The sequence below is a fragment of the Nocardia sp. NPDC059229 genome (genome assembly GCF_042754165.1).
GTDB lineage: Bacteria > Actinomycetota > Actinomycetes > Mycobacteriales > Mycobacteriaceae > Nocardia.
In genome coordinates this window covers 403,739-424,998 of sequence record NZ_JBHZAK010000005.1, presented here as the reverse complement: position 1 = coordinate 424,998, position 21,260 = coordinate 403,739, and the positions used below count along the sequence as shown (strand labels likewise).

22 protein-coding genes are annotated in these 21,260 nt (G+C 63.9%); 14 read left to right on the top strand and 8 right to left on the bottom strand.

The features are described from left to right. Positions 1-214: 214 nt before the first annotated feature. The gene (locus tag ACFXHE_RS15450; protein ID WP_379383418.1) at positions 215-835 is read left to right on the top strand and encodes a recombinase family protein; all 621 of its coding nucleotides are present in this window, start codon (positions 215-217) and stop codon (positions 833-835) included. A 459-nt stretch (positions 836-1,294) separates the two neighbouring features. Here the strand turns inward: ACFXHE_RS15450 and ACFXHE_RS15445 are convergent, their stop codons facing one another. After that, the gene (locus tag ACFXHE_RS15445) at positions 1,295-1,987 is read right to left on the bottom strand and encodes an HD domain-containing protein (RefSeq protein WP_379383416.1); all 693 of its coding nucleotides are present in this window, start codon (positions 1,985-1,987) and stop codon (positions 1,295-1,297) included. A gap of 100 nt (positions 1,988-2,087) precedes the next feature. On the opposite strand from ACFXHE_RS15445, the gene ACFXHE_RS15440 reads away from it, so the two are divergent. Both ACFXHE_RS15440 and ACFXHE_RS15435 read left to right on the top strand, forming a co-directional pair. Beyond that, positions 2,088-3,041 carry a GlxA family transcriptional regulator gene (locus ACFXHE_RS15440; protein ID WP_379383414.1) on the top strand — a complete coding sequence of 318 codons (954 nt, stop codon included), beginning with the start codon at positions 2,088-2,090 and terminating at the stop codon, positions 3,039-3,041. A 96-nt stretch (positions 3,042-3,137) separates the two neighbouring features. Then, on the top strand, positions 3,138-3,314 hold the full coding sequence (locus ACFXHE_RS15435; protein WP_379383412.1) for a hypothetical protein: 177 nt from the start codon (positions 3,138-3,140) through the stop codon (positions 3,312-3,314). 133 nt (positions 3,315-3,447) lie between these two features. On the opposite strand, the gene ACFXHE_RS15430 is transcribed toward ACFXHE_RS15435, so the two are convergent. Continuing rightward, positions 3,448-4,008: a hypothetical protein gene (locus ACFXHE_RS15430; RefSeq protein ID WP_379383410.1), complete on the bottom strand. Its 561-nt coding sequence runs from the start codon at positions 4,006-4,008 to the stop codon at positions 3,448-3,450. A 648-nt stretch (positions 4,009-4,656) separates the two neighbouring features. Here ACFXHE_RS15430 and ACFXHE_RS15425 point away from each other — a divergent pair. From ACFXHE_RS15425 to ACFXHE_RS15385, 9 genes are all read left to right on the top strand, one after another. Then, the gene (locus ACFXHE_RS15425; protein ID WP_379383408.1) at positions 4,657-6,009 is read left to right on the top strand and encodes a hypothetical protein; all 1,353 of its coding nucleotides are present in this window, start codon (positions 4,657-4,659) and stop codon (positions 6,007-6,009) included. 40 nt (positions 6,010-6,049) lie between these two features. After that, positions 6,050-6,457 (top strand): hypothetical protein, encoded by a 408-nt coding sequence (locus tag ACFXHE_RS15420; RefSeq protein WP_379383406.1) that lies wholly within the window; start codon positions 6,050-6,052, stop codon positions 6,455-6,457. A gap of 62 nt (positions 6,458-6,519) precedes the next feature. Then, on the top strand, positions 6,520-6,903 hold the full coding sequence (locus ACFXHE_RS15415) for a hypothetical protein (RefSeq protein WP_379383404.1): 384 nt from the start codon (positions 6,520-6,522) through the stop codon (positions 6,901-6,903). 279 nt (positions 6,904-7,182) lie between these two features. Then, the gene (locus ACFXHE_RS15410) at positions 7,183-7,581 is read left to right on the top strand and encodes a hypothetical protein (RefSeq protein ID WP_379383402.1); all 399 of its coding nucleotides are present in this window, start codon (positions 7,183-7,185) and stop codon (positions 7,579-7,581) included. Positions 7,582-7,681: 100 nt separating this feature from the next. Next, complete coding sequence (locus ACFXHE_RS15405; RefSeq protein WP_379383400.1) at positions 7,682-7,981, top strand: hypothetical protein; 300 nt, start codon at positions 7,682-7,684, stop codon at positions 7,979-7,981. After that, on the top strand, positions 7,978-9,666 hold the full coding sequence (locus ACFXHE_RS15400) for an alpha/beta hydrolase (RefSeq protein ID WP_379383398.1): 1,689 nt from the start codon (positions 7,978-7,980) through the stop codon (positions 9,664-9,666). The genes ACFXHE_RS15405 and ACFXHE_RS15400 overlap by 4 nt, the downstream gene beginning before the upstream one ends. Before the next feature lie 77 nt (positions 9,667-9,743). Beyond that, positions 9,744-10,283, top strand: a complete 540-nt coding sequence (locus tag ACFXHE_RS15395) for an LppA family lipoprotein (RefSeq protein ID WP_379383396.1) — start codon at positions 9,744-9,746, stop codon at positions 10,281-10,283. A gap of 42 nt (positions 10,284-10,325) precedes the next feature. Continuing rightward, on the top strand, positions 10,326-10,709 hold the full coding sequence (locus tag ACFXHE_RS15390) for a hypothetical protein (protein ID WP_379383394.1): 384 nt from the start codon (positions 10,326-10,328) through the stop codon (positions 10,707-10,709). A gap of 663 nt (positions 10,710-11,372) precedes the next feature. Continuing rightward, entirely contained in the window at positions 11,373-12,083 is a 711-nt protein-coding gene (locus ACFXHE_RS15385; protein ID WP_379383392.1) for a hypothetical protein, read from the top strand. Between the two features lie 370 nt (positions 12,084-12,453). Here the strand turns inward: ACFXHE_RS15385 and ACFXHE_RS15380 are convergent, their stop codons facing one another. Both ACFXHE_RS15380 and ACFXHE_RS15375 read right to left on the bottom strand, forming a co-directional pair. Continuing rightward, positions 12,454-12,909 carry a hypothetical protein gene (locus ACFXHE_RS15380; RefSeq protein WP_379383390.1) on the bottom strand — a complete coding sequence of 152 codons (456 nt, stop codon included), beginning with the start codon at positions 12,907-12,909 and terminating at the stop codon, positions 12,454-12,456. A 257-nt stretch (positions 12,910-13,166) separates the two neighbouring features. Beyond that, complete coding sequence (locus ACFXHE_RS15375; RefSeq protein WP_379383388.1) at positions 13,167-14,111, bottom strand: hypothetical protein; 945 nt, start codon at positions 14,109-14,111, stop codon at positions 13,167-13,169. Positions 14,112-14,501: 390 nt separating this feature from the next. Between ACFXHE_RS15375 and ACFXHE_RS15370 the strand changes: the two genes are divergently transcribed. Both ACFXHE_RS15370 and ACFXHE_RS15365 read left to right on the top strand, forming a co-directional pair. Next, positions 14,502-14,738, top strand: a complete 237-nt coding sequence (locus ACFXHE_RS15370; protein ID WP_379383386.1) for a helix-turn-helix domain-containing protein — start codon at positions 14,502-14,504, stop codon at positions 14,736-14,738. Positions 14,739-15,002: 264 nt separating this feature from the next. Further along, positions 15,003-15,263, top strand: coding sequence for a hypothetical protein (locus ACFXHE_RS15365; RefSeq protein WP_379383384.1), 261 nt, complete (start codon positions 15,003-15,005; stop codon positions 15,261-15,263). Positions 15,264-15,363: 100 nt separating this feature from the next. Here ACFXHE_RS15365 and ACFXHE_RS15360 read toward each other — a convergent pair whose 3' ends face one another. Genes ACFXHE_RS15360 through ACFXHE_RS15345 form a run of 4 tightly spaced genes read right to left on the bottom strand, consistent with a single transcriptional unit; the run spans position 15,364 to position 21,231 of the window. Then, positions 15,364-15,867, bottom strand: coding sequence for a hypothetical protein (locus tag ACFXHE_RS15360; RefSeq protein ID WP_379383382.1), 504 nt, complete (start codon positions 15,865-15,867; stop codon positions 15,364-15,366). 2 nt (positions 15,868-15,869) lie between these two features. Beyond that, positions 15,870-18,050, bottom strand: a complete 2,181-nt coding sequence (locus ACFXHE_RS15355) for a hypothetical protein (RefSeq protein ID WP_379383380.1) — start codon at positions 18,048-18,050, stop codon at positions 15,870-15,872. Continuing rightward, on the bottom strand, positions 18,047-19,795 hold the full coding sequence (locus ACFXHE_RS15350) for a hypothetical protein (protein ID WP_379383378.1): 1,749 nt from the start codon (positions 19,793-19,795) through the stop codon (positions 18,047-18,049). Before ACFXHE_RS15350 ends, ACFXHE_RS15355 begins: the two co-directional genes overlap by 4 nt. Then, positions 19,795-21,231 carry a tyrosine-type recombinase/integrase gene (locus ACFXHE_RS15345; RefSeq protein ID WP_379383376.1) on the bottom strand — a complete coding sequence of 479 codons (1,437 nt, stop codon included), beginning with the start codon at positions 21,229-21,231 and terminating at the stop codon, positions 19,795-19,797. Before ACFXHE_RS15345 ends, ACFXHE_RS15350 begins: the two co-directional genes overlap by 1 nt. Between the last annotated feature and the right edge of the window lie 29 nt (positions 21,232-21,260).

Below are 21,260 nucleotides of genomic sequence, written 5' to 3'. Positions count from 1 at the left end.
ACCTACCCCCAAAAAAAACACTTCCATATATTAAACCTAATCACAACTCCTAAAACACACCCCGTCTTTTTTTCTTTGGGGGGGGGGGGGGGGGCCCCCCCCCCCCCCCCCCCAACACTCCGCCGCGCCGCTTCCGACCCAGCTCGCACCTGTTCCGTAGAGGTGTTCCGAGCACTGTCCCGCTCAACCCCCGCTATCCGGAACAATTCCGGGTATGGGTGAACCGTTCCGCGTCGGATACTGCCGTTGCTCCACCGACGGACAAGACGTCGAGATCCAAACCGACCAACTGCTCGCGCTCGGCGTTCCACGCGAACGGATCTTCATCGACACCGGGTTCTCCGGCACCACCCGCAAAAACCGCGCCGGCCTCGACAACGCGCTCGCCGCGGTGACCTCGGCAGCGGCGGCTGTCACCGGACGGCAGGTGGTGCTGACCACAACGAAATTCGACCGATTCGCCCGCAACATGGCTGAAGCCGGAGAGATCCTGACCGACCTGCGCCAGCGCGATGTCCTGTTCGGGCTCGGCAGCTCCGTCTACGACTGGAACGACCCGTTCGGCAAACTCTTCCTGCAAACCCTGGCCATGGTCGCCGAATTCGAGGCCAACCTGAATCACCTGCGCACCCGCGAAGGCATGGCCAAGGCCCGCGCCAAAGGCCGTCTCAAGGGCAAAGCTCCGAAACTGCCTCTCGCAGCACGTAAAACGATCCACCGCCGCTACCACGACCCCGACGACGACGCCAGCCTGGCCGACCTCGCCGAGGAATACAGCGTCGGCCGCTCCACCATCCACCGCATCATCAGCAGCCCCGCCCCACCCCGCATCTGACGCAAACCAGCGCACGGCCAAACCGAAATCGAAAGCCCGACCGCGATCCAGCCACCCTCGACATGCACACATGGAAGCGAAGAAGGCGCCCCGTCTGGGGGGTGCCTTGACTGCTCCTCCTTGGAGCGAAGCTTCCGCCTCACATCGGAGGCGGTGTTGCGCCTGGGTCACCCGCCCGGCGCGGGCACCATGCCCTGGCATAGGCATCGCACCCGGATCCGGGCATCGCGCTCATGGCTTCGAGGCTCTGCCTCGACATTCCGAGGAGGGCCGCACTCGGTGGCGTCACTACTCCGGCAAGGTTGAGCTATCTCACCGGTTGACCGCACGGGTTGCTCAGACCAGCCAGCGGTCGACGATGTCGATGATGAACCGGCAGACCCATAAGGACAGGGGATCCGACCTCGGAATCACTCGTCCTTGGCGTCTGCGGGCCGCGTAGTGCCCAGCGGTGCCCGGTTACGGCAAGGTGGTGGTGTCGCTTGCGGAGTCGAGCGGGTTGTCGCGGAGTTTGGCCGCCAGCCCAGTTCGGAGTGCTACCGCCGCCGTGCTGCGGGGTTTGCGGACCGCTTGGTGCTCGAAACAGCGGGTGAACTCCTCGACCAGGCCCCGCCGCGGCCATCGCGCCAGCACCGCCGCGCGGGTGCTTTCGGGCAGCAGGTGGTTCTCCCGGCCGCAGATGTCGATGCCGGTGGCGCGTTCGAGCAGATGCCCCTCGACATCGACCTCGACATCGACGTGATTCCACATGTGTCGCACGATGATCTCGTGCAGGCGCCGCGCCCGCGTCGGGGACCAGCCCGCGCCGGCGGCGAACACCATGGCGACATGACCGCTGGCGTCTTCGAAATCGACGGCGTACGAATCGAATTCGGGCACCAAGCCGAGGTCGTGGAACATCGCCGCGACATACAGCAACTCGATATCGACGGTGAGGCATTCCTCCTGTGCCAGCGCCGCCGCCCAATAGAACGAGCGCACCGAGTGATTGAACAACGCCGGTGAATGGTAGCGGCGGGCCACCTCCCGCGCGGCCCGGGCCGCCGCGGTGCCCACATACGGCAGGGCCGCCACGTCCCGCACCCGCTCGGTCGCCGCCCGGGCGGGCACGCTGTCGGGGATCGCCACCCCCGCGATCGTCTCCGCACTCACCGCTGTCTGCCTCCTTCGATCGTGGTTGACCTCTTCACTGTGCCCGGGCCCGCTACACTCCCACCATGTCCAATGCGACAAACAAACCACAGATCCGGACATGACTCATCGCGTCGGTTTCCTCGTCTTCGACCACGTCACCCTGCTCGATGTCTCCGGACCGGTCGACGTCCTGCACAATGCCGACCGCTGCTACGAATCGGTGCTGCTCTCACCCGACGGCGGCACGGTCACCACCTCGTCGAAGATCACCATCGCCACGACCGCCGCCGCGGACGCCGGCCCGATCGATACTCTCGTCATCCCCGGGGCCGACCATTTCGTGGAGCATCGCATCGAGGCCGCGCTGCTCGAAGCCGCGCGCACGCTGGCCGCTACCGCGTCCCGGGTGGCCTCGGTGTGCACCGGCGCGTTCGTGCTGGCCGAACTCGATCTGCTCGACGGCCGCCGCGCCACCACCCACTGGCGACACGCCCGCACCCTGGCGCAGCGATACCCCCGCATCGACGTCGTCGCCGACGCACTGCACATCAGCGACGGCCGCTACCTCACCTCGGCAGGTGTCAGCGCCGGCATCGACATGGCACTGACGCTGGTCGAACACGATCACGGCCCCGACACCGCCCGCGCGGTCGCCCGGGAACTGGTCGTCTACCTGCAACGCCCCGGCGGCCAATCCCAATTCTCGACCGCCCTGCACACCCCACCGGCGCGCACCCCGGCCCTGCGCACCATCATCGACGCCGTCCACGCCGACCCCGCCGCCGACCACAGCGCCACCACCCTCGCCGCAACCGTCGCCCTGAGCCCCCGCCAGATCACCCGCCTGTTCCACGCCGAACTCGGCACCACCCCCGCACGATGGATCGAACGCGTCCGCCTGGACCTGGCCCAGCAACTGATCCTGCACGGACACACCATCACCGCCGCCGCCCGCCACAGCGGCCTGGGCAGCGACGAATCTCTACGCCGCGCCTTCGCCCGCCACCTCGGACTCACCCCCACCGACTACAAACACCGCTTCACCACCACCCTCACCAACCGCGACACATAACCACGAAAACCCACGACCGACAGCGGACAACCCAGGCAGACCGCCGCCTGGACCCTCGCCACTCGCTGCAGCGAACTGCGTGAACGCGGCGAGGTGATGAGCGAGAAGACCGTCGCGAAGATCATGGCCGAGATCGGGATCGAGGGCATCAGCCCGCACGCGGCCCCAACCGATCACAACGCCATCCGTGCTGGTCCAGCCATATGTGTTGCTTTCCGCGCGATTGCTACCGGAACCCCGGGCAGCCGCAGAACTGGACCCATCACACTCTGATCCCCCGCATCAGTCACTGCGTGAGGATACGGCCGGCCACCGACCGGCACCATGCTGACAACAGGCCTCCTACACGGAAACCCACAGCGATCGCCTGGATCCGCGGTGCCGGTTCACCTACCCGGCCGGCCCGTTATCGCCGAGGCCAGCGCGGGCTGTTGTCGGGAAAAAACGCGTTCGGGTAGGTCCCCGGTACCCGATCCTGCGCGGCGCGAGCTGCGGTGTCGAGGAGGTCGAATTGTTGCAGCAAACGCACTCCTTGGACGGCGGTATCGCGGTGGACGGTCAGTCCGTCGGCGAAAGAGATTGCGGGGTCGTCGTTTCCGAAGATCTTCGCGGTGGCATGAATCGCGATGTTGCGGACCTTCGACCATGCCTGGATGTCCTCGATCACGGCGCGGAACTGCGGGTCTTCCTCGATCGCGGGGTTGGATTTCTTGGTGGATCCGTTCAACAGCGCTCCGCACAGGTCGCCGACGGTCATCGATTCCAGCGGCTGCTCCTTGCGCAGGTAGGAGAAGCGGCTGGCCAGGCGATCACCGATCAACGAGTCCAGCACCGCGACGGCCTCAAGGAAGTGCCCGGTGTCGAGGCACGCGATCACCCAGTCGAATGCTGCGGTGTAGCGTTCGACGCGTCGCACGCCCATATCTGGCCCTTGCGCCTTTTCTCGGACACGCTTGCTGTTCGTCATTTTCCCTCCGCTGCAATCTTTCTCGCCGAAATGCTCACGGTCGTGGACTCTACGTCGGGCACGGACGCTCGCCGATCAAGACAAGGCGAGGCAAGCCATGACCACGCTACCGCCGCGATATCCGCCGCCCGGGATCGCGCGAACGGGCCTCCTAGTCCTACCGGTCGTCTGCTGGCGGAGCAGATCGTGCTGGTCTGTTTCCAGCTATGCCGGATGCCGTCGCACGGTCGGCGGTGGAGGGTGCCCCGCACATCAACTGCGTTGTCACGATTGGTGTTTCGGTGACAATCCGGCAGGACGGCCCGTCATTGTCGGGCATCTGCGTTATCGTGCTCTGTAGCGCCGGACAGGGGCCGGTACCAGGTGAATACAACAGAACAGGTCGAGGTCTTCCTCGGCGAACCTCTCGCATCCGATGTCCAGGCAGCGCTCGCCGACGCCACCACGGCTACCTCATGCGCCCAATGGATCCCCGGACACGACAGCACCGGTGCCATCTTCGACGGCGGCGAATGGGCGATCAGCTCACCGCGCACCCCCATCCAACAAGCGCTCCTGCAAGCCGCAGGTCAATCACTGCACGACGGCAGGTTTCTCGATGACGTCGCTCGACTGCTGGACGCCACCGACCGCCACTGCTCCGCGCAAATGCGGCACCTGCGCGACAGCGGAGACCGCTACGCCATCAGCACCGTCGTCCGCGCGACCTACGAGTGGTACCTGCGCACCGAGAAACTGCGTCGACTGCCAGCGACGGTAGTCGCCGATGCCTGCGAAACCAGCGGCTTCCCGCATCGACGTCGCATCCTGGAACCTTCACCGGCGCAGCAGATGTGGGACCATGCGACAGGCACCCCACCGAGGTGGGGGCGGCTCATCATCACCTTGCGGCTGCTCAGTACCGACGATCCCACCGACCACCAACTGCTGCCTGCCGTCCTTACCTCCGCATGGAATGCCAAGAGCGAGCATCTACGGCAGACTGCCCTCGCCAAGGCAATGGAATGCGTGTCCACCGCCGCGGACACCACCCGTGAACGGATGTGCTCGGCGCTGGAGCAGTGCATAACCGACGCCATGGCCCTCACCGGGGGCATCTTGGAAGTGCTGACTGCTTATCGCGGCATGGGCCCGCTCAACACCCACGACATGATCCGCGCGGAGATCGAGGCGATTCTCGACGCACCCGAGGATCCGAAAGCCTGGACGTCGGCCAAGTGTGCCGTGGTGATGACCTTCGAGGATGAGGACCTGCACGGCCCCTACTTCGATGTGATCGACGCCCTCGAACCGGCCGAGTTCCTTCGGCTCCACGTCATGGCCGCTCGATCCGACGCCCTCCCGTACGACCGCGCCTGGATCATCGGCGCCATTCTCGACCACTTCGACCCCGCCGACGCCGAAGCGCGCGCTGTCCTGCAAGAGGCCGTGCTCACTATGGACTGGGACAGCGTGTTCGAAGATGAAACCGTCGGCGCTCATCTCATCGCCGTGCGCGGCTGGGCTGCCCTCGCCCAGGAGCTGCCGGCCGCGGCGGACACCCCGCAAGCGTACGGGCATCAGACCTGGCGCATCGTCGACGAGTTGCTCTTCGCGTTGGTACGCGGTACCGATCCGACGCATCCCCGGCTACTGGCGTTGTGGGACGAGCTGCTCGCTCACTGCGCCTCGACCACAGCCGATGTCTGGTCCCACCTCAAAGACGCCGCCGACGTCGAGTTCGAAGAATGCGAGCTCAGCACACACCAACAACTGCTCGAAAACTGGTCCGACCAGGTACGACGGCTGCTTCACTGGGCCGTCGGGAACCCAGAAGATCTGCAGGCCACCTTCACCACCGGCCCGGTCTATGAGCACCGGCAAGGATTTGTCGAGGACCTGGCGATCCTCGGAAACAAAGACACCGTCGTGCTGCTCCAACGTTGCCTCGACGACACCGAGACCGGGGATGCGGCTGTCACCGCGATCCGCGCGATCAAGAGACGGCTTCGATGGCGCTAGTTCGACCCTCTGGACACGGAGGCACCAGATACTGGCGGGAGTGGGGTTTCTGATGCCCACGCACAACCCCGACCACGAGTTCTCCGATGCCACAGAGCCACATGGCTGCGGATTCCTCGTGGGACACATCGCACGACTGGGCCCGGCGATAGACGAGCCGAAACGGTGGATGATCGAGATCGACAAGTTCGCCCGCATCAACATCCCTGGCCTGTGGGGTGGATGGCGAAACCCTGTCCGGTACACCACACTCGAAGACCTCGGGATCGACGTCGACACCCTCACGTTCGAGGAAATGCCCGAACGGGAGCAGGCTTCGACTGCCCGGGCCGCGGCAGGCAGGAATGCGGTCGCCGAAGCCGGCCTGACGATCGCGCAGGCCAAAGCCGGTCTCGCGGCGACGTACGGAGTCGGTCCCGAGGCAATCGAGATCGTCATCCGCCGTTGAACCTACACAGTCGCGACTACCGAGAACGTTGCTGGACAAGATAATCGAGCGATAATCGCCCCATGACTGACCCACGCAGCACCACCGAACTCCTCGACCTGGTCTTCCGCCACAACTCGCCCAGGGGCTCGGACTGGATCGCGCGACCACCGCAACCGTGGTTCTGCCACTTCTGCGACTCCCAGTGCACAACCAGGGATTTCGCGCCTGCACGCTTTCGGTGGAGGCTACGCGGCCGTTACATCGTGTGCTCCCCTGACGAGTGGCGCCACTTCGCGTTCCAGCCACTCAAGCTCAGCGTCGATGCCCAGCATCGCATCGAAGCCGCGCTGCGCGAGGCAGCACCTGAACCCGGGTGGGCGATCACATGGGACACCGGACGCCAGCAGTTTCGGCGTGTCCGCGGTATTCCCATCGATTGGCGTCGGCTGGAACGCCGACACTGAGGAATGACATCTGCACGAAGCTGAGCGCATACCCGGCATTGATCCCGCGGGTAGCCACAGATCCTGCGACGCGGGACATCTGCGAGGGCGCACGGCGGAGATGGCCGGACTGCCGTCCTCGGTTCTATCGGGTGCTACGCGGAAAGGAATGCACGGACGCCGACGGCTGAAGCCTGCCGGCAACACTGCGACACTGCGGATCTGTAGTCGAAGCAGTTCGGCAGCGGCTGGGTAGTTCTACGGATTTGTTCGAAGCCCTGAGGCGAAATGCTGGCCTGCATGACGACGGCATCTGCCCCGGTTTCGAACTCGCACACACGTAGTCGGCGAATTCCCAAGTGGGACAAGGTGATCACCGGCTTGTGCCTCGTTCTAGCCTTCGCGACCGCGATCTGGTTGACGCTGGCCACCGTAATCGAGTCGTTGGCCGTCGAGCAGTGCAAACATGACAGCTCCTGCGTGGACCAGGTCGACCATGGCATCAACGTCTCGATATCGGGGACAGTCGCGGTCCTGGTGATCGGACTGGTCTGCGTGATCATTGCCGGGATCACCCGCACTTGGCTGTTCATTTGGGCGCTGGCGACCCTACTGTTGCTGCCGGTCCCCGGTGTTATCGGCAGCGATATCGTCAAGCACGCGACGGAGCACGGCACGATTGAACCCTCGCGCCCATGAACCCGGACCACCGGCACCGTCTCGACGTCAGACTCGCTCTTGGCCTGCGTGTTAATGTGCATCAGAGTTTGTACCGCGTACTGAGCAGGGGGCTGCTGGGGTGACGGCATTTTTCGAGGTCGACCTATCCACGTTGCACGGGCTGGCGACCGAACTCGGTGGGCAGGCCGACGACATCGGCAAGCTCAAGCTCACCAAGGCGGTCAATATGCCGGACTCCCCGGTCGCGGCGGTGTCGACGCAGGTCGGTGACGCGGTGGTGAAGGCGTACGGGTTGATCGGTGGCCAGATACAGACGATGGCGGAGCGCGCCAAGTCGGCGTCGGGCACCTACGAGGACATGGACCAGGCCAACAAGGATCAGTTCGACAAGTATGGTCGTGGTGAGGGCGTGAATTGACCACCATCAGTCACGTCCGTGGATGCGACCCGCAGTCGATGCTCGACTTCGCCACGGACCTGGTGACGCAGAACGATGCGTTCGTCGCGAAGGTCGATCAGATGGAGCGGTCGGTCGACCACGCGATGAACCAGTGGAAGGGTGCGGGCGCGGCGGCCGTCTCCGAGAAGAAGTTGGCACACAAGCTGCAGGGCAATCATCTCGCGACTGCCATCGTGGACATCGCCGACCAGTACAACATTTACGGCGTCTCGCTCGGTGACACTAAAGCCGCGTTGGTGAAGATCCTCGATGTCGAGATGAAGGACTCGGGGATGACCGTCGATGACGACGGCACCGTGCACGCGCCGAAGGTGCCCACCGATCCCAATGATCCGAACTCGGCCGCACCCGCGTTGAAACAGCAGGTACTCGATGGCCAGGCGTCCGGGTACGAGAGTCGGATCAAGAACCTGTTGACGCAGTTCGCGGATGGGGAAACCGCTGCGGAGAAAGCGATCACGACTCATCTGCAGACACTCGGTGAGTACGAGAAGAAGCCCGACGGCGCACCGGTCCGCTCGGATGTGCAAGACATCCTGGATGGCAAGTCCTCGTTGCCGACCGATCCGAAGAAGCTGCACGACTTCTGGGAGGGGCTGACCCCGGCCGAGAAGGACGCCATCTACGAAAAGAACCAGTACATCGGCAACAGTGACGGGCTGCCGGCCATCGATCGCGATCATTACAACCGCGAGAAACTCGATGACGAGCTGACTCGCGCGCAGAACGGTGACCCGTCGGTCAAGGACAAACTGGGGGACCTACAGGCGATCAAGACGACGCTGGATAAAAACCCTGAGGCCATGCTGATGTTGATGGACACCCAATCCGGAAAGATGGCCCATGCCGCGGTCGCGGTCGGCAACCCCGATACTGCAGCGAACGTGTCGGTCCACGCGCCGGGGTTGAACACCAACGTCAAGGACTCGCTCGGCGGCATGTACACCGAAGCCAAGGCCGTGAAAACCCTCGCTGACGACAGGCTGTCCAAGCTGGATCCCAAGGATCCGAAGTACAAGCAGCAGGAGGTTCCCGTCGTGTGGATCGGATCGGATCTGCCCCAGGGCCAGCTGTGGCCTCCGACCAAGTGGGACAGCACGACCATCCATGGACTCTCGGTCGTCGACGACGGGATGGCCAAGGACGGCGCACCGAAGCTGGCCTCGTTCTACGACGGTGTGCGAGCCTCCCACGATGACAGTTCCGTGCATCTGACCGCGGTCGGGCATTCCTATGGCTCGGTGATGACCGGGCTCGCGGTGCAGAAGACCAACGTCGACGACCTGCTCGTCTACGGGTCACCGGGGCTGGATCTGGACTACAAACACTCGTGGTGGCCCGTGAGCGGTGATCAGAAGGTTGGGGATCTCCGTGTGCCCGATGGTCATCGGTACGAGATGACCGGCGGCGGCGACCAGGTCGCCAGTCTCCCGCGATTCGGAGACAATCCGAAAACCCTGCCTGGCTTCACCCACTTGGAAACCGCAGCACATACCACGCCCGACGGTGTCAGTCGCGACGGTGCGTCTGGGCACCCCGACTACCCACGCTTCGGCGACGACGGCAAGACACTGCGGACCTCCGGCTGGAATATCGCGACGATCGTGGCAGGTCTCCCTACCGAGGCGGTGAAGAAGCCATGACACCCTGCATCTCTCGAATCAGCATCGCGGCGGCCTTGACCGCTGCGGTGATCGCGACGACGACAGGATGTGACTCCGTGAACTCCCTGGACAACCCGTACAAGAAGACCGGCCCGGCCGAAACAGCTCAAGCCGAACAGGTACTCCGATCCCGTCCCACCCTCGAGGACACGCAAGCACGTCTGACTCAGGCAGTGAAGGACCTCGCCGCCTACGCAAGCTCACTGGTCCCAGGAATGACCTGGGAATGGACCAATAACGACCGCCAACCCGGGGCATGCGCTGCCCCGTACGACCAGACGAACGGCCGCGACTTCAGCATGCCGAACTACATCACCAACGGTGGTGACCCCACGCACGGTGGTATTCCGGATGCGGTGTGGCCGCAGGTGCGTGAGAAGGCCCGCCAGCTCGCGGCCGATCTGGGTGCGACCGAGCACGACCCGTTTCCGTTCGACGAGAAGCCCGGTGATCGTAATGCTCGCTACTACGGCGGCAACGGGACCGTGCTGTGGCTGAGCACTCGAGGCATCAGCAGCGAAACCGGTTGCCGCTTTCGCGCCGCCGACATGACCTCCACCAGCTCTGTCGCACCGACCACCGAACAGCCGAAATGACATCGTATCGGCGCGTGAGGACTCCGATCGACAGGTTGGTGAATGCCCTTGAAACACAATGATTCCGACTCGCTCGGCTTGAAGGTGCAGCGCGCCCAACATGCCCTCGAACAGATTCGAGGAGTCGGTGTCGTCAACGGCATCCGCGTGATCGTGGACGCCGAGGACCGGCTGCTGTCGGTCACGGTGAGCGAGGAAGCGACCATCATGGCCGCGTATCGGGCGGCGGTGGAAGACAAACGCCCCAAGGTCGATAAAGCACTGCGGGAGTTGCGCGCCGACACGACCTCCGAAGCGATATCGACGTACACGACCGCGAACTCGGCCCGCCTGGAAGCCGAACGCGTCGAACAACAGCGCAAGCTAGACGAAGAGTTCGACAACGACTACTACGAGCGCGGCTCGATCAAAGCTCCTGATTGGTAGCGAGTTGTCGACAGCGCCAGCAGCTCGACCGCCAGCAGCCAGCGTCGACGATTCAAGTCAAGCAGGCCCGTGGCGGCGATGGTCGTGGCCTCGTCGACCCGGAGGACTCGATAAGGCCACCGACTCCCGGCGCAGTACGGCATCGTCTTGTCCGTTCCGGAAAGAAACAGCAGATGTGCTTGTGCTGCTGCACTTTTGAAGCAGTGTCTACGGGTCGTGCATCGTGTCGCCTATCGACTTCGCCGGTGTGGCATCCGGGATGGACAGCTCGCAGATATTGTCAGGGTCGTTTGGTACGGACCACTGCGTGTCAGCCATGCTCGCCGAGGGGCCGTCGATGGCCAGCAGAACTGAGCAGCTGTAACACCGTCGGTTCGGCCCGCTTGCCCAGGACTGAGCCGACCTCCCGGGGCTGAACGGCTGGGTCACGCTGGGGCACATGGATACATCCTCCCGCGCACAAACAACATTTCTGTATCGCGTGCGATATAAACCTAAGGTGTGGGCATCTTTTCGTACCGGAGTGACCGGTTGTCGTGGGTACACAGATTTCATGGGGCGCAGGTCTGCGTGACCGTGGCGGCCGGGGTCGTCATGGCAGCAGCTGGCTGCAGCACACCTCAACAATCGACGGCTCCACCGTCGACAGTGTCACCGACAAGCGTGTCGCCCGCGCCGATTCCCCAATCGCCGGTCCGCGCCGACGACAAGGCATCGGAGGATGCCTTCGCGGCAGAACTGGCCACCGATCCGTGTCCTGCCAACTTGGTTTCGGCCGTGTTGAGTATCGTGCAGCACACGGCGGCGGCCTCGCAGCCCACTATGGCTTGGTCAGAGATCGCGGTGTCAGCTTCGAAAGGACTGTCGCTCAACGGCATTCCGCAATGCATGCTACAGGTGTCACACCTCGCTCCCGTCGCAACCATCAGCGTCGCTGCGGTCACCACCGAAACGAACAACCATCCCACCACGACGATGGCGATCGCCGATGTGATCGAGGCGGCTGATCCGACCGTTTCCGCCCGAGTGATTCCTGAACCACCATGCGCGATAACCCAAGAACTCCTCGCGCGCATCCGCGCCACCGGCTCGCCGGCGCAGTGGGTGAACGCTACCCGCGACCTCGACGACACCGTGCAGGTGTCCTGGAGCGATCCATCGATCACTGTCGCCCAATGGAAGGGGCATCTGGTGCGTGCGCAGCGCCGCTGCGCCGATACTCGCACTGTGTACGGCCGGCCCGGCGACTCGCCGGACTGGATCATCGGGATCGACGCGGCGACCGGCGTCGCCCCGGAGGTGGCTCGCTCGATCCTGACGAAAATCGGGGCCAACCTCGGTCGATGGGTTTCGGGCCGAGCGGTCGAAATCTGAGGACCGGCCACGCAGCCTGCTGCTTCACTCGTTCGGCCATCCGGACATCGTTGGCGCCAGGCACTGGGCGGACGTGGGGCATCTGACTTGCTCGGGTCGGCCTACGGATCGTTTCCCTCGGATGAGTGTGCCCAAATCCACACGGGGACAACTGGTTCCGCCTTGTATCACGCGCTTAAGCCCCGGCGGTCGACGGATCGGAACACTGGATGATCGAGATCGACCCGTATGCCGCGTCAATATCCCTGCCTTGCTGGTTGGATTCCGGAAGCCTGTGCGCCTTAACACACTTGAGGCCATCAGTATCGACATAGCGTGTCGGGCAGGAGAATAACGAGGCAGTGGCGTGTCCGTCGTCGGTCCTTTGCGTTCACGGGCCGGACCGCAGCGTTGCCAGCAGGCGGCTGAGGTTGGCCCGTAGTGCCAGGGACCGTTCACCATGCGCGCATGCGCTCAACGCTGCCGGGCGGATTCTTCCCGCCTCGACGGCGCACGCCGCCGCGTCGACGAGGGCGGGCCATCCGGCGTCGACAACACTGCGCCATTCGTCGTTGCGGAGCAACTCCAGTACCGCGATCTCCTCGTAGCGCAGGCCGTGACGCAGCCTATTGGTTCGCGAACTCGTCTTGACTCCGGCAACAGCTGTGCGTATTCGGTGCGTGACGGCCAGCCCAGGCGCCACGGGGATCTGCGTTGTCAGTCCCAACGCACGTGCTGCGCTGTAGCCGGTGGGCCCGACACCCGATGGACCAAAAACCTCGAGCGCGATCTGCTCGGGCGACGGCCGAGTCCATCCATAACGGGTTCGCACGCCGGTGTAGTACAAACCGCGTCGAATCCGTAGCACACTGCCCCGCGCGGCGGCCCGCGACAGCGCCGAATGCGCGGCGGCCCGGGTACCGGGCAGGTCCCGGGCCCGCACGAACCTGTCAGGGGCCCACTGGGCGAGCACGCGAGCGGCACTAGTGTGTGCGGCCCTATCCGGCGCGGGCCCGTAGGTGATGGGCTGCGGGCCGTCAGATGCACACCGGTGGGTGAAGTCAGCGGCCATCGTCGACCCGGACACGGCGGATGGGGGTGATCTCAGGCGGCCTGGGTGATTGTATGCGTCCTTTTCCGTAGACCAGCCCGGCGGCGGGACTCGGTCTTCGCGCGGTCGCCCCGTCGAAGTTGGTTGTCCTGCAAGCGGATCCACCCCTGTGTGATCAGCCAGCGTTGTTGAGCGCGACCGTCGTGGGCGTTGAAGAACAGCGGCACGCCCTTGCTGTCAGTTATGGTGTCGGCGATCTGGGCCCACTGCGGACCGTGGCCTCCGTGGAGGCGTCGATAAATACCCACCTGGTGGGCGAGCAGGTACCCGATCGTGGCGGGTGCGGCACCCGAGACGTGGTCGCGGAAGAAGCGGGTGTGGAATCGCCGTCCCGTGCACAGCGAACGGGGACTGCGGTTGGAAGCAATCCATCCGAGGCGCTCGAGGATCACGAAGGTGGGGTTCGCGCCGATCCGGAAGTCGGGCAGCTCGCCGTATGCGTGGACCCACCACTGGATACAGACCTCACTGTTCCAGACTTCCTGCCACGTCGGGCCCATATCGTGCGCGGCCCAGTGTTCGCCGATCATGCACGCCACTTCATCGCCCAGAGTGTCCGCGTCGGCGCGTACGAGGCGCTGCAGTTGCTTGCGCTCGGCGCGGTGCAATGCGCACGTCGCGTCGGTGGCCGTCGAGGGCTGGCAGATTTCGGCCGCGCTGAGCGCAGCAAGAGTGGGGACCTGCCCCGCGATCAGTAGACGAACCACCCGCTCGGACATCTCCGGGTCCAGTCGGGCCAGGTCCAACCGATCGCGTTTGCCGATGCCGTATCGGGCCGGATCGACCGCCCGCGACAACCGCAACGCCGCGTCGCGATCGCCCGCGAGGCTGGTGGCGGCAAGCCATGTTTCGGCGGTGGGGTCGATGCCTGCCAGGCGCCCTTTGAGGATCACTGTGGACAACTTCAAGCTCCGATCTCGTGTGGGGTGGTCGTTCACTCGAGACGGGACAGGCGTGCTGCGATCATCCCGCCGAGTTCGGTTTTCGCGGACACCTCGGTCGGCCCGGTCGAGAAGATCGCATGGTGTGCGCAGTCCGATCTCCCCACCCGCATCGGTTCCACCGGCACGCGCCCGGCATCCCAGGGAGGACAAGGAGGGGAATCCGGGCGCCGCAACACAGGGGGAGAGGTCGTCGCAGCACCATCTTGCGCGTGTCGTAGCATAGGCCACTAGCATAGGTTTGTATCGCAAGCGATACTCGCATGTAGTGGCGTGCCGGTTCTGGGACTTCGCAGGTGCGGGCATCGGATGGACCGAACGTGCGATGATTCGGCCATGCCGGTACCCGATGCTTCGCTGTCTCCACAGCAGAGGAGGGTCCGCAAGATGAGGCGGGACGCGGTCGGCGCCGCGGTACGCCGCGCACGCGAAGCGGCGGGCTGGACCCAAGACGAACTCGCTACCGCGTCGGGTGTGTCCCGGCCAGTCATCGCCCGGATCGAACTTGGTACCGCCAGCGTGCAGATCGACAGGCTGTGGGATTTGGCCGAAGCGTTGTCGACGACGCCGTCGGCACTGCTCGCCGATGCTGAGGCGCACCTGCCGAGCCCGGGCAAGCAGTGATAAATGGCGCGACTTCTCCATGTCACATCGACAGGTCGGTCGACAGGCAACGCGCCTCGTGCGGCAAGCCATAGCCGATCTGGTGTAGGGCCTGCGGCCGGTAACGGTTTTCCCGCGACGGATCCGCGCTAACGTCAACGAACCGCGGGCCGACACCTCATGTCATAGCGAGTATCCAGTGGAAATAGTGCTAATCGTCGGACCTGCCCGGCTAGATAGTCGGCAAGGTACGACTGTCGGTGGGTACTCCTAGAGTCGCTGGATATGGAAGAGCTGGCACGAGAGGCGCTCGTCGAGGTCCACGACCGAAGCGGCATCGCCTATAGGGTGCCGCAAAGTCTGTTGCAGCGGTTCGCGGTGATTTCCGAGCAGGAACGTAAAGCCCGACACGCGGCGGCCTTGGCGCGTCTCAAGGAGCGTCTGGCTGAGCAAACCCCTGAGGAGCGGGCCAGGACAGAACGATGGGTACAGCAGCTTCTCGCCCGCCTTGAGAATCGGGTCTCCACCGTTGATCCGCAGACTTGAAGCTCACGTTCGTCGAATGCCCGGCGCGGGAACGCCTTGGTCGGTCCCTGAGCGTGCCGACCTGCGTCGGCGCGCTCAGGCCTGCATGCGTCGGTACAGGTCAACTGCAAGTGCCGAAAGGGGCTAATCTCTTGTCGATTTTCGGTGTTCGCAGCCGCGCGACGGTGCCGGCCTGTTCGAGTTGTTCGCGAAGCTGCGTGATTTCGTCGTGCTGAGCGGCGAGGCGGGAGATGGCCAAGGTCCGGAACTGCTGCAGCTCGGTTACCAGCGTATCGCGGCGAGCGACGCGGGCTTTGAGGGTGTCGACTTCGGTTTTGAGCCGGTCGATTTGGCTGGTTCGTGGATCGGGCGCCGTGCCAGCGTTCACGAGTGCTTGTAGCCGGCGTTCGAACTCCTCGGCCAAGTGCTGGTATGGGCCGGGGCGTGAGCTGCCGTCCCGATTGCGTTTGGGATAGAACCCGGTGCGGGTCACCCCTGCCTCGGCTGCGAGGGTCTTGAGATCGCAGCGTCCGCCAGGTGGCAGATCTCCACGCAGAAGCCGGTCCATCGCGGCCCGTATGGAATTCTCGTTGCGGGACTTGTCCGCATCGCTGATTCGGGACATGGTCAGTGCTGTTCTCTCGCTGTGGAATTGGCCAAATCGATTGCGGTGATGACACGCATGGAGCGCTCGTGTTCGAGGGTGAGACGGCGTTTCTCCCCGGCTGCAACTCGTGGGTTGCCGAGGAACACTTCGACAGCCTTGGCCTGTGCTGCCCATACAGGCCGGTGTGATAGATGATGGGTCGCTTGCGGGCAACGGGCTGAATCGCACATTCCTGCAAGGGGTTTCGTCGCACTGGGGGTGCCGGCCAGTTTGAGGCATAGGGCCTTGGCGGGGTCGCGGAACCAACAGTAGTTGGCGGCCGATACGTGCAGGGATCCGGCCAGCTTCCGCAGCAGGCTCTCGAGGTGTCTGTCATCGAGGACCTTGGGATCGGTACGGGCAGCGTCGTTCAATGCGGCATCAATGCTCCCGAAGGCGTCGATCAACCCGCGCGCTCCCGGGCCGGATGGCATCCTTCCAGCCTGGGCGTCGCGGAATGCTTCCATGGTGAGTGCGAGGTGGCGTTGTTGTTCAGCGGCATGGATCTCGGCGAGGAACAATCGTTGGGAACCGCCGGGCCGCGCAGCGTATCCCTCGGTGGTCGCCACCGAAACATGTTTGAGCGCAACCTTCGCGGCCAGCAGTCCACCCGGCCGGTGCGCAATCGACAGGGCCAACGTGCGTCGCAGCATCCGTACGCTGACAGGGCCGCTGGGGATCTGCGGCAATCCCCAGCGGTCACGGTAGCCCGAATCCTTAAGCCAGCCCTGCAGATATGCCATCCGGGTACCCACCCCGATCCAGCTGAACAAGGCTTCGCCCGGGGCCAGTGCTTGGATTCGCTCGGCCACGTCGATTGCGCGGTGGACTTGTTCGATCACTACCCATTCGTCAGCGACCCCGCCGAACTTCTGTCCCTTGATCAGTTTGCCGGCCAGCTTGTAGCGCACTCCGGTGCCCGATGCCAGCGCTTCGGACCTGCAGCAGCCCGACAGCAGCTCTCGCAGTTCACTGTTACGCATGCCGCTGAGTGCGGCGGTCAAGATCAGGCATGCGGTGACCACATGGCTGGCTGCGGTCAGCAAATCTCGGTCGGCCAGCGATTTTGTCCAGACGACGGATTCGCCGTTGTCGAGCCTGGGCACCAGGGCCCCTTCTCGTGCCCCAGTTCCCTGAAAGCCAACCTCGGCGGCGAGCTCGATCAACTCGTGTTGCATCACGGCCTTGGTCTGCGGAGGGACTTGGCCGCAACCGATCAGTCCAGCTAGACCATCCCATGACAGGCCAGCCAGGGGGTCCTGTGATCGGCCTCGGGTTGCTCGTGCCTTCATCATGGCCGCAGGGGCCGCGGGCAGGGGCGTGCGGGTCGAACGGAGATGTTCGAGTGCCTGACGAAGTTCGTCGATCCGATCAAGGGTCAGGTTCGGCAGCGGGCCTGTATCGATTGCTCGCGTCCGGGCCTGTACTACGTCGTCGATGAGCAGCGGAGCGATGACTTCGACGAGGAACAGGCAGGTTGCAAGCAGCGGTTCGAAAATGTGGTCTGGCACAGGTGGGGTGCGGTTGCCCTTGAGGTAACCGCGGCCGACCACTTGGTTGGCGTTCTTCTTCGGCCAGGGAGAGAAATCCGGCCTGTAGCTGTCCGACGAGAGGATCTCGGTGTAGAGCGCGACTATCTTCACCGCGGATACGGCCGCGGACACAGTCCCCGGCTCGAGCCTGCGTGGTGGGTTGGTCGAGCTAGGGGCGCTCCACCAACGGAATTCGAGATAGCGATCACAGAGCGGCTGGGTGACCTCGTCCAGGTTCGAGATGCCTTGTTCGGCAAGCCAGTTGAACCACTGTGCGAGTTCGGCCAGTATCTTGAAACATGTTTGGGGGCTGCGTGGTTTCCGTATGACGTGCGCCGCCAGCAGTACTTGTTCATGATGGGGTGCCATGGCTGCCAGCAGGATTTCCTTGGCGACGATGCGCCAACGCCTTTCCTTGACCGCAGCGAAATTCAAGGTCAACTCGTGCGATGGTGCCCGACGAGGGGCATCGGCGAGGCCGGTCAGGTCCCAGATGTCTTCCTCGAACCGGGGATCGTGAGCTCCGCTGACCAGGCGTAACTGTGCGGTCTTGCACACACGGGCGCCAGCGAAGATCGAGTGTTGTTGGTGCGCAGCAAGTGTCGCTCGCCCGTCGTTCGAGACGGTCATTCGGTTGTCTCCTCTGGCCGCAGCGGCAAATCGGTGTCGGTATCGGTGAGGTCTGTGTATGCCCGTGCTTTCACTGCATCGGAGAACCTCGGCAGAATCTCGTTGGAGAGCCGATCGGAGTAGGGGCCGAACACGCGCATGAACTGTTCGGTGGGCATCTGTCGGAACTGTCGCGAGAAGTAGGCGTTGATTCGCAACAGGTTTGGGGCATGCCGGGGTAGAAATACTGCCAGGGGGCACAGCAAGCAGACCCACGGTCGCGCGGGGCAAGGCAGGCCTGCCGGGCCGTGGATGCCCGCGAGTTGATCTGTGCACGCCGCTGTGAATACGTCTCGTTCCCCGCCGATCAGTTCGTGCAGTGCAGTCGAGTCCAGACCGAGTCGGCGGACTTCGTCCGGGAACTTCACTGCCACTTCCGAGGCTTGGTCGTCGGACAGCACGACTGGTGGTCGAGCTTTGCGCAACAAGTCAGACTGGCCGTCCTCGATGATGGATTCGACCGCGTCCAGTTGTGCGGGTGTGGTTGGGGTGACGTAGTGATCGCCCTCGGTTCTGGCGGCATGGTTCGGGTCGATCGATGCGCGACCGGTCCAGCCCCGGCGCGCTAGCTGCTCGGTGTAGGTTGCCCGAATCCGCGATCGGTGCAGGGGCAGTGGGCTTCCGGTGTCGTCGACCAAGCCGAGGGCTGCGACGAGTCGTTGCTGGGATCTTGGATCGGGCGGTCGACCGAGGTACCCCTTCGTGTTGTAGGACAGCCAGAGCTGATTCCGCAGGACGTCGGGGGCGAAGCCTCGCATCAGTTCGCTGTGCTCAAGCCATTGCTGCAACAGTCGCACGGCGCGGCGCGGCAGAGTGGAGCTTTCCTGCGATGTGCGGCCTTTGAAGTAGCTGAGCAGAACCGAAGCATCTCCGGCCCAGCAGATGTCGTCCAGCCCGAGATCATCGATCCCGTCAGGGACGATGCCCGAATACATTCCGAGCAGCGTGGCGTAGGCGATCTGGACGTCACGGCGCGGGAACAGTGCCGCCAATGCCTGGCTGAACACATGCTCGGACCCGCGAATGGAGCGGCTGCCGGGCTCGACGGTACCGGACCTGGTTCTGGACTCACGGACATAGTCGCGGTAATCGGGTATGCAGCTCATCGGCCCGTTCCGCGTAAGTAGCCAGCAGATATCGTCGAACCGAGCTCGCCGCTGAGAGCGCGGATCTGAACCCTGCGCAGCAGCTGCCAGAGCTTGCCGGTGGTTAGTGCGTTGTCGGGCAAGGAAGGATTGCAGTGTTTGCTCGAGACGCGCCCATTCGCCGTCGGTGTAGGCCCGATAGGGGCGGGACCGGGAACCGCTTGAATTCACCTTCGCGCCAACGAGATAGGATCTGACATCCGGTCGGAGACCATCTGTTTCGGTGTCGTAGCCTCTGAGCATCAGACGGGTCAGCATCTCGGCCGCAGGTGGATTCGCCATCCAGAACTGCATCAGTAACGGTCTCGTCAGATCGGCCGCCCCGCCATGGAATCCGGCGCTGGACATCCACCTCGCCATCTTCCGAAGGTTCACCGCATAGACTTTCGCTGTGTTGCGGGCCCCAATGCCGCCATGCGGGTGAGCGTTGGCGGCTAAACCGATCGCAAGATCCTGTGCAAGAACAGGATTCGGCAGTCCATCGAAGGTTGATGTCCAGGTACTGCTGTCGGGAAAGACGAAACGGACCGCCAGCGGATCATGCAAGACAGTCGCTGGCATCAGATCTGCCGGCCATCCGTCGGCCCTGCAGCTTTGCCGTCACAGTCGACCAACTCCTGATACGCCTTCCGGAAGATCCTCGACGTATCGATGCGAGCGACGTAAGTCTGTGTCGTGGTGACGCTTTGGTGGCCGAGTAGATCGCGCAAGATCATCATGGGGTCGCTCTTGCTCAAGTAGAGTGCCATTGCTGCGTCGTCATCAGTTCGCGCGGCTACTCTCGCTGCTTGCTCGTAGTAGCCCTTCACCAAGTCCTCGAGAGTATGCATGGCCATGGAATGTCGCAGCCAGTGCGGAGATGCGAGGGGGAAGCGGGGCTCGTAGCGGTTCCGGATCCGTTTCGAGGTCCGGCTCAAGACGGTGGCCCAATCCACGAACGGCTCCCCCGTGGTTTGAAGGCCCACGATCGGTGACTGTCCCTCGCGGGTGACCAAACGTAGGCGTTCCTGGGGACGCAGCGTGCGCCATGAACGACGTTCCCCATTGATCCGAGCGCCCTCCCAGTCCGGCTCCTCCATCAGCAGCGGCGCTCCTAGCTTGGCCGGAGGCCGCCAGACGAAGCCGTCAGCAGATGCGGCCCGATCCAGATCGATGTACTGGTGTAGAGCGGCCAACTGGTCGTAGTGAACCCAGGTCTGCCGAGACTTCTGTCCCTTGGTGATCGCATGCCCGAGTGGGAACTCGATCGGCAGTTGCGTCGGGCGCTGTGGCAGGGGAGGGATCTCGAAGATCGTCAGATGCGTGAACTCTTGTCGGCGCAAGCCGCTCGACAGAACCAGATCCACCATCGAGGAGTTTCGGGCACCTTCCCGAGGACGCTCATAGCGGGTATCCGGCTCGCCGTCAGGTCCCAGACCAGCCAGCGCTCTCACGAGCAGCCGAGTGAAGTCGCGCTCGAGATACTTGATCGTGGTATGGGGATGCGGACTGCGGAGCTTCGCCAAGTTCCGCTGAACCTTCATAGGCATGCCGTCTGCCATGCGGACTCCGCTTCGAAAGGTGAACGGCGTTGCGGTCACCAATGACTCGTCGCTGGCCCATCTGTAGAAGCCGGACAAGATCTGAACGTGCAGACTCCATGTCGACCGGTCCCAGCGATGCGCGGGCTCGCCAGCGAGGCGATGCTCGGCGTACATGCTCAGTGCGGCTCGCAGGTCCGCCCGGTCTCCGAACAACTGCACACCCCGGTCGTCGAGGAACTCCATCCAGTCACGCACGGCCCCCGCGTAGTTCCGCCATGTCCGCTGCGCCGGCGCACCACTCACCGGCAACTCGCGCAACCAACGGTTCACCATCACCGTCGGCCGCGGCCGACCGGGCCCGTCTTCGAAACGAAGATCATTATCGATCAAGACGGGCATCCCCTCGCGGATCAGTGGCCGCCGCGTCACGTCCCACGTCTCCCACCCGCTGGCTGAGAAATCCATCAACAGCATGGCCAGGCAGCGTACGTCGGGGACACCCC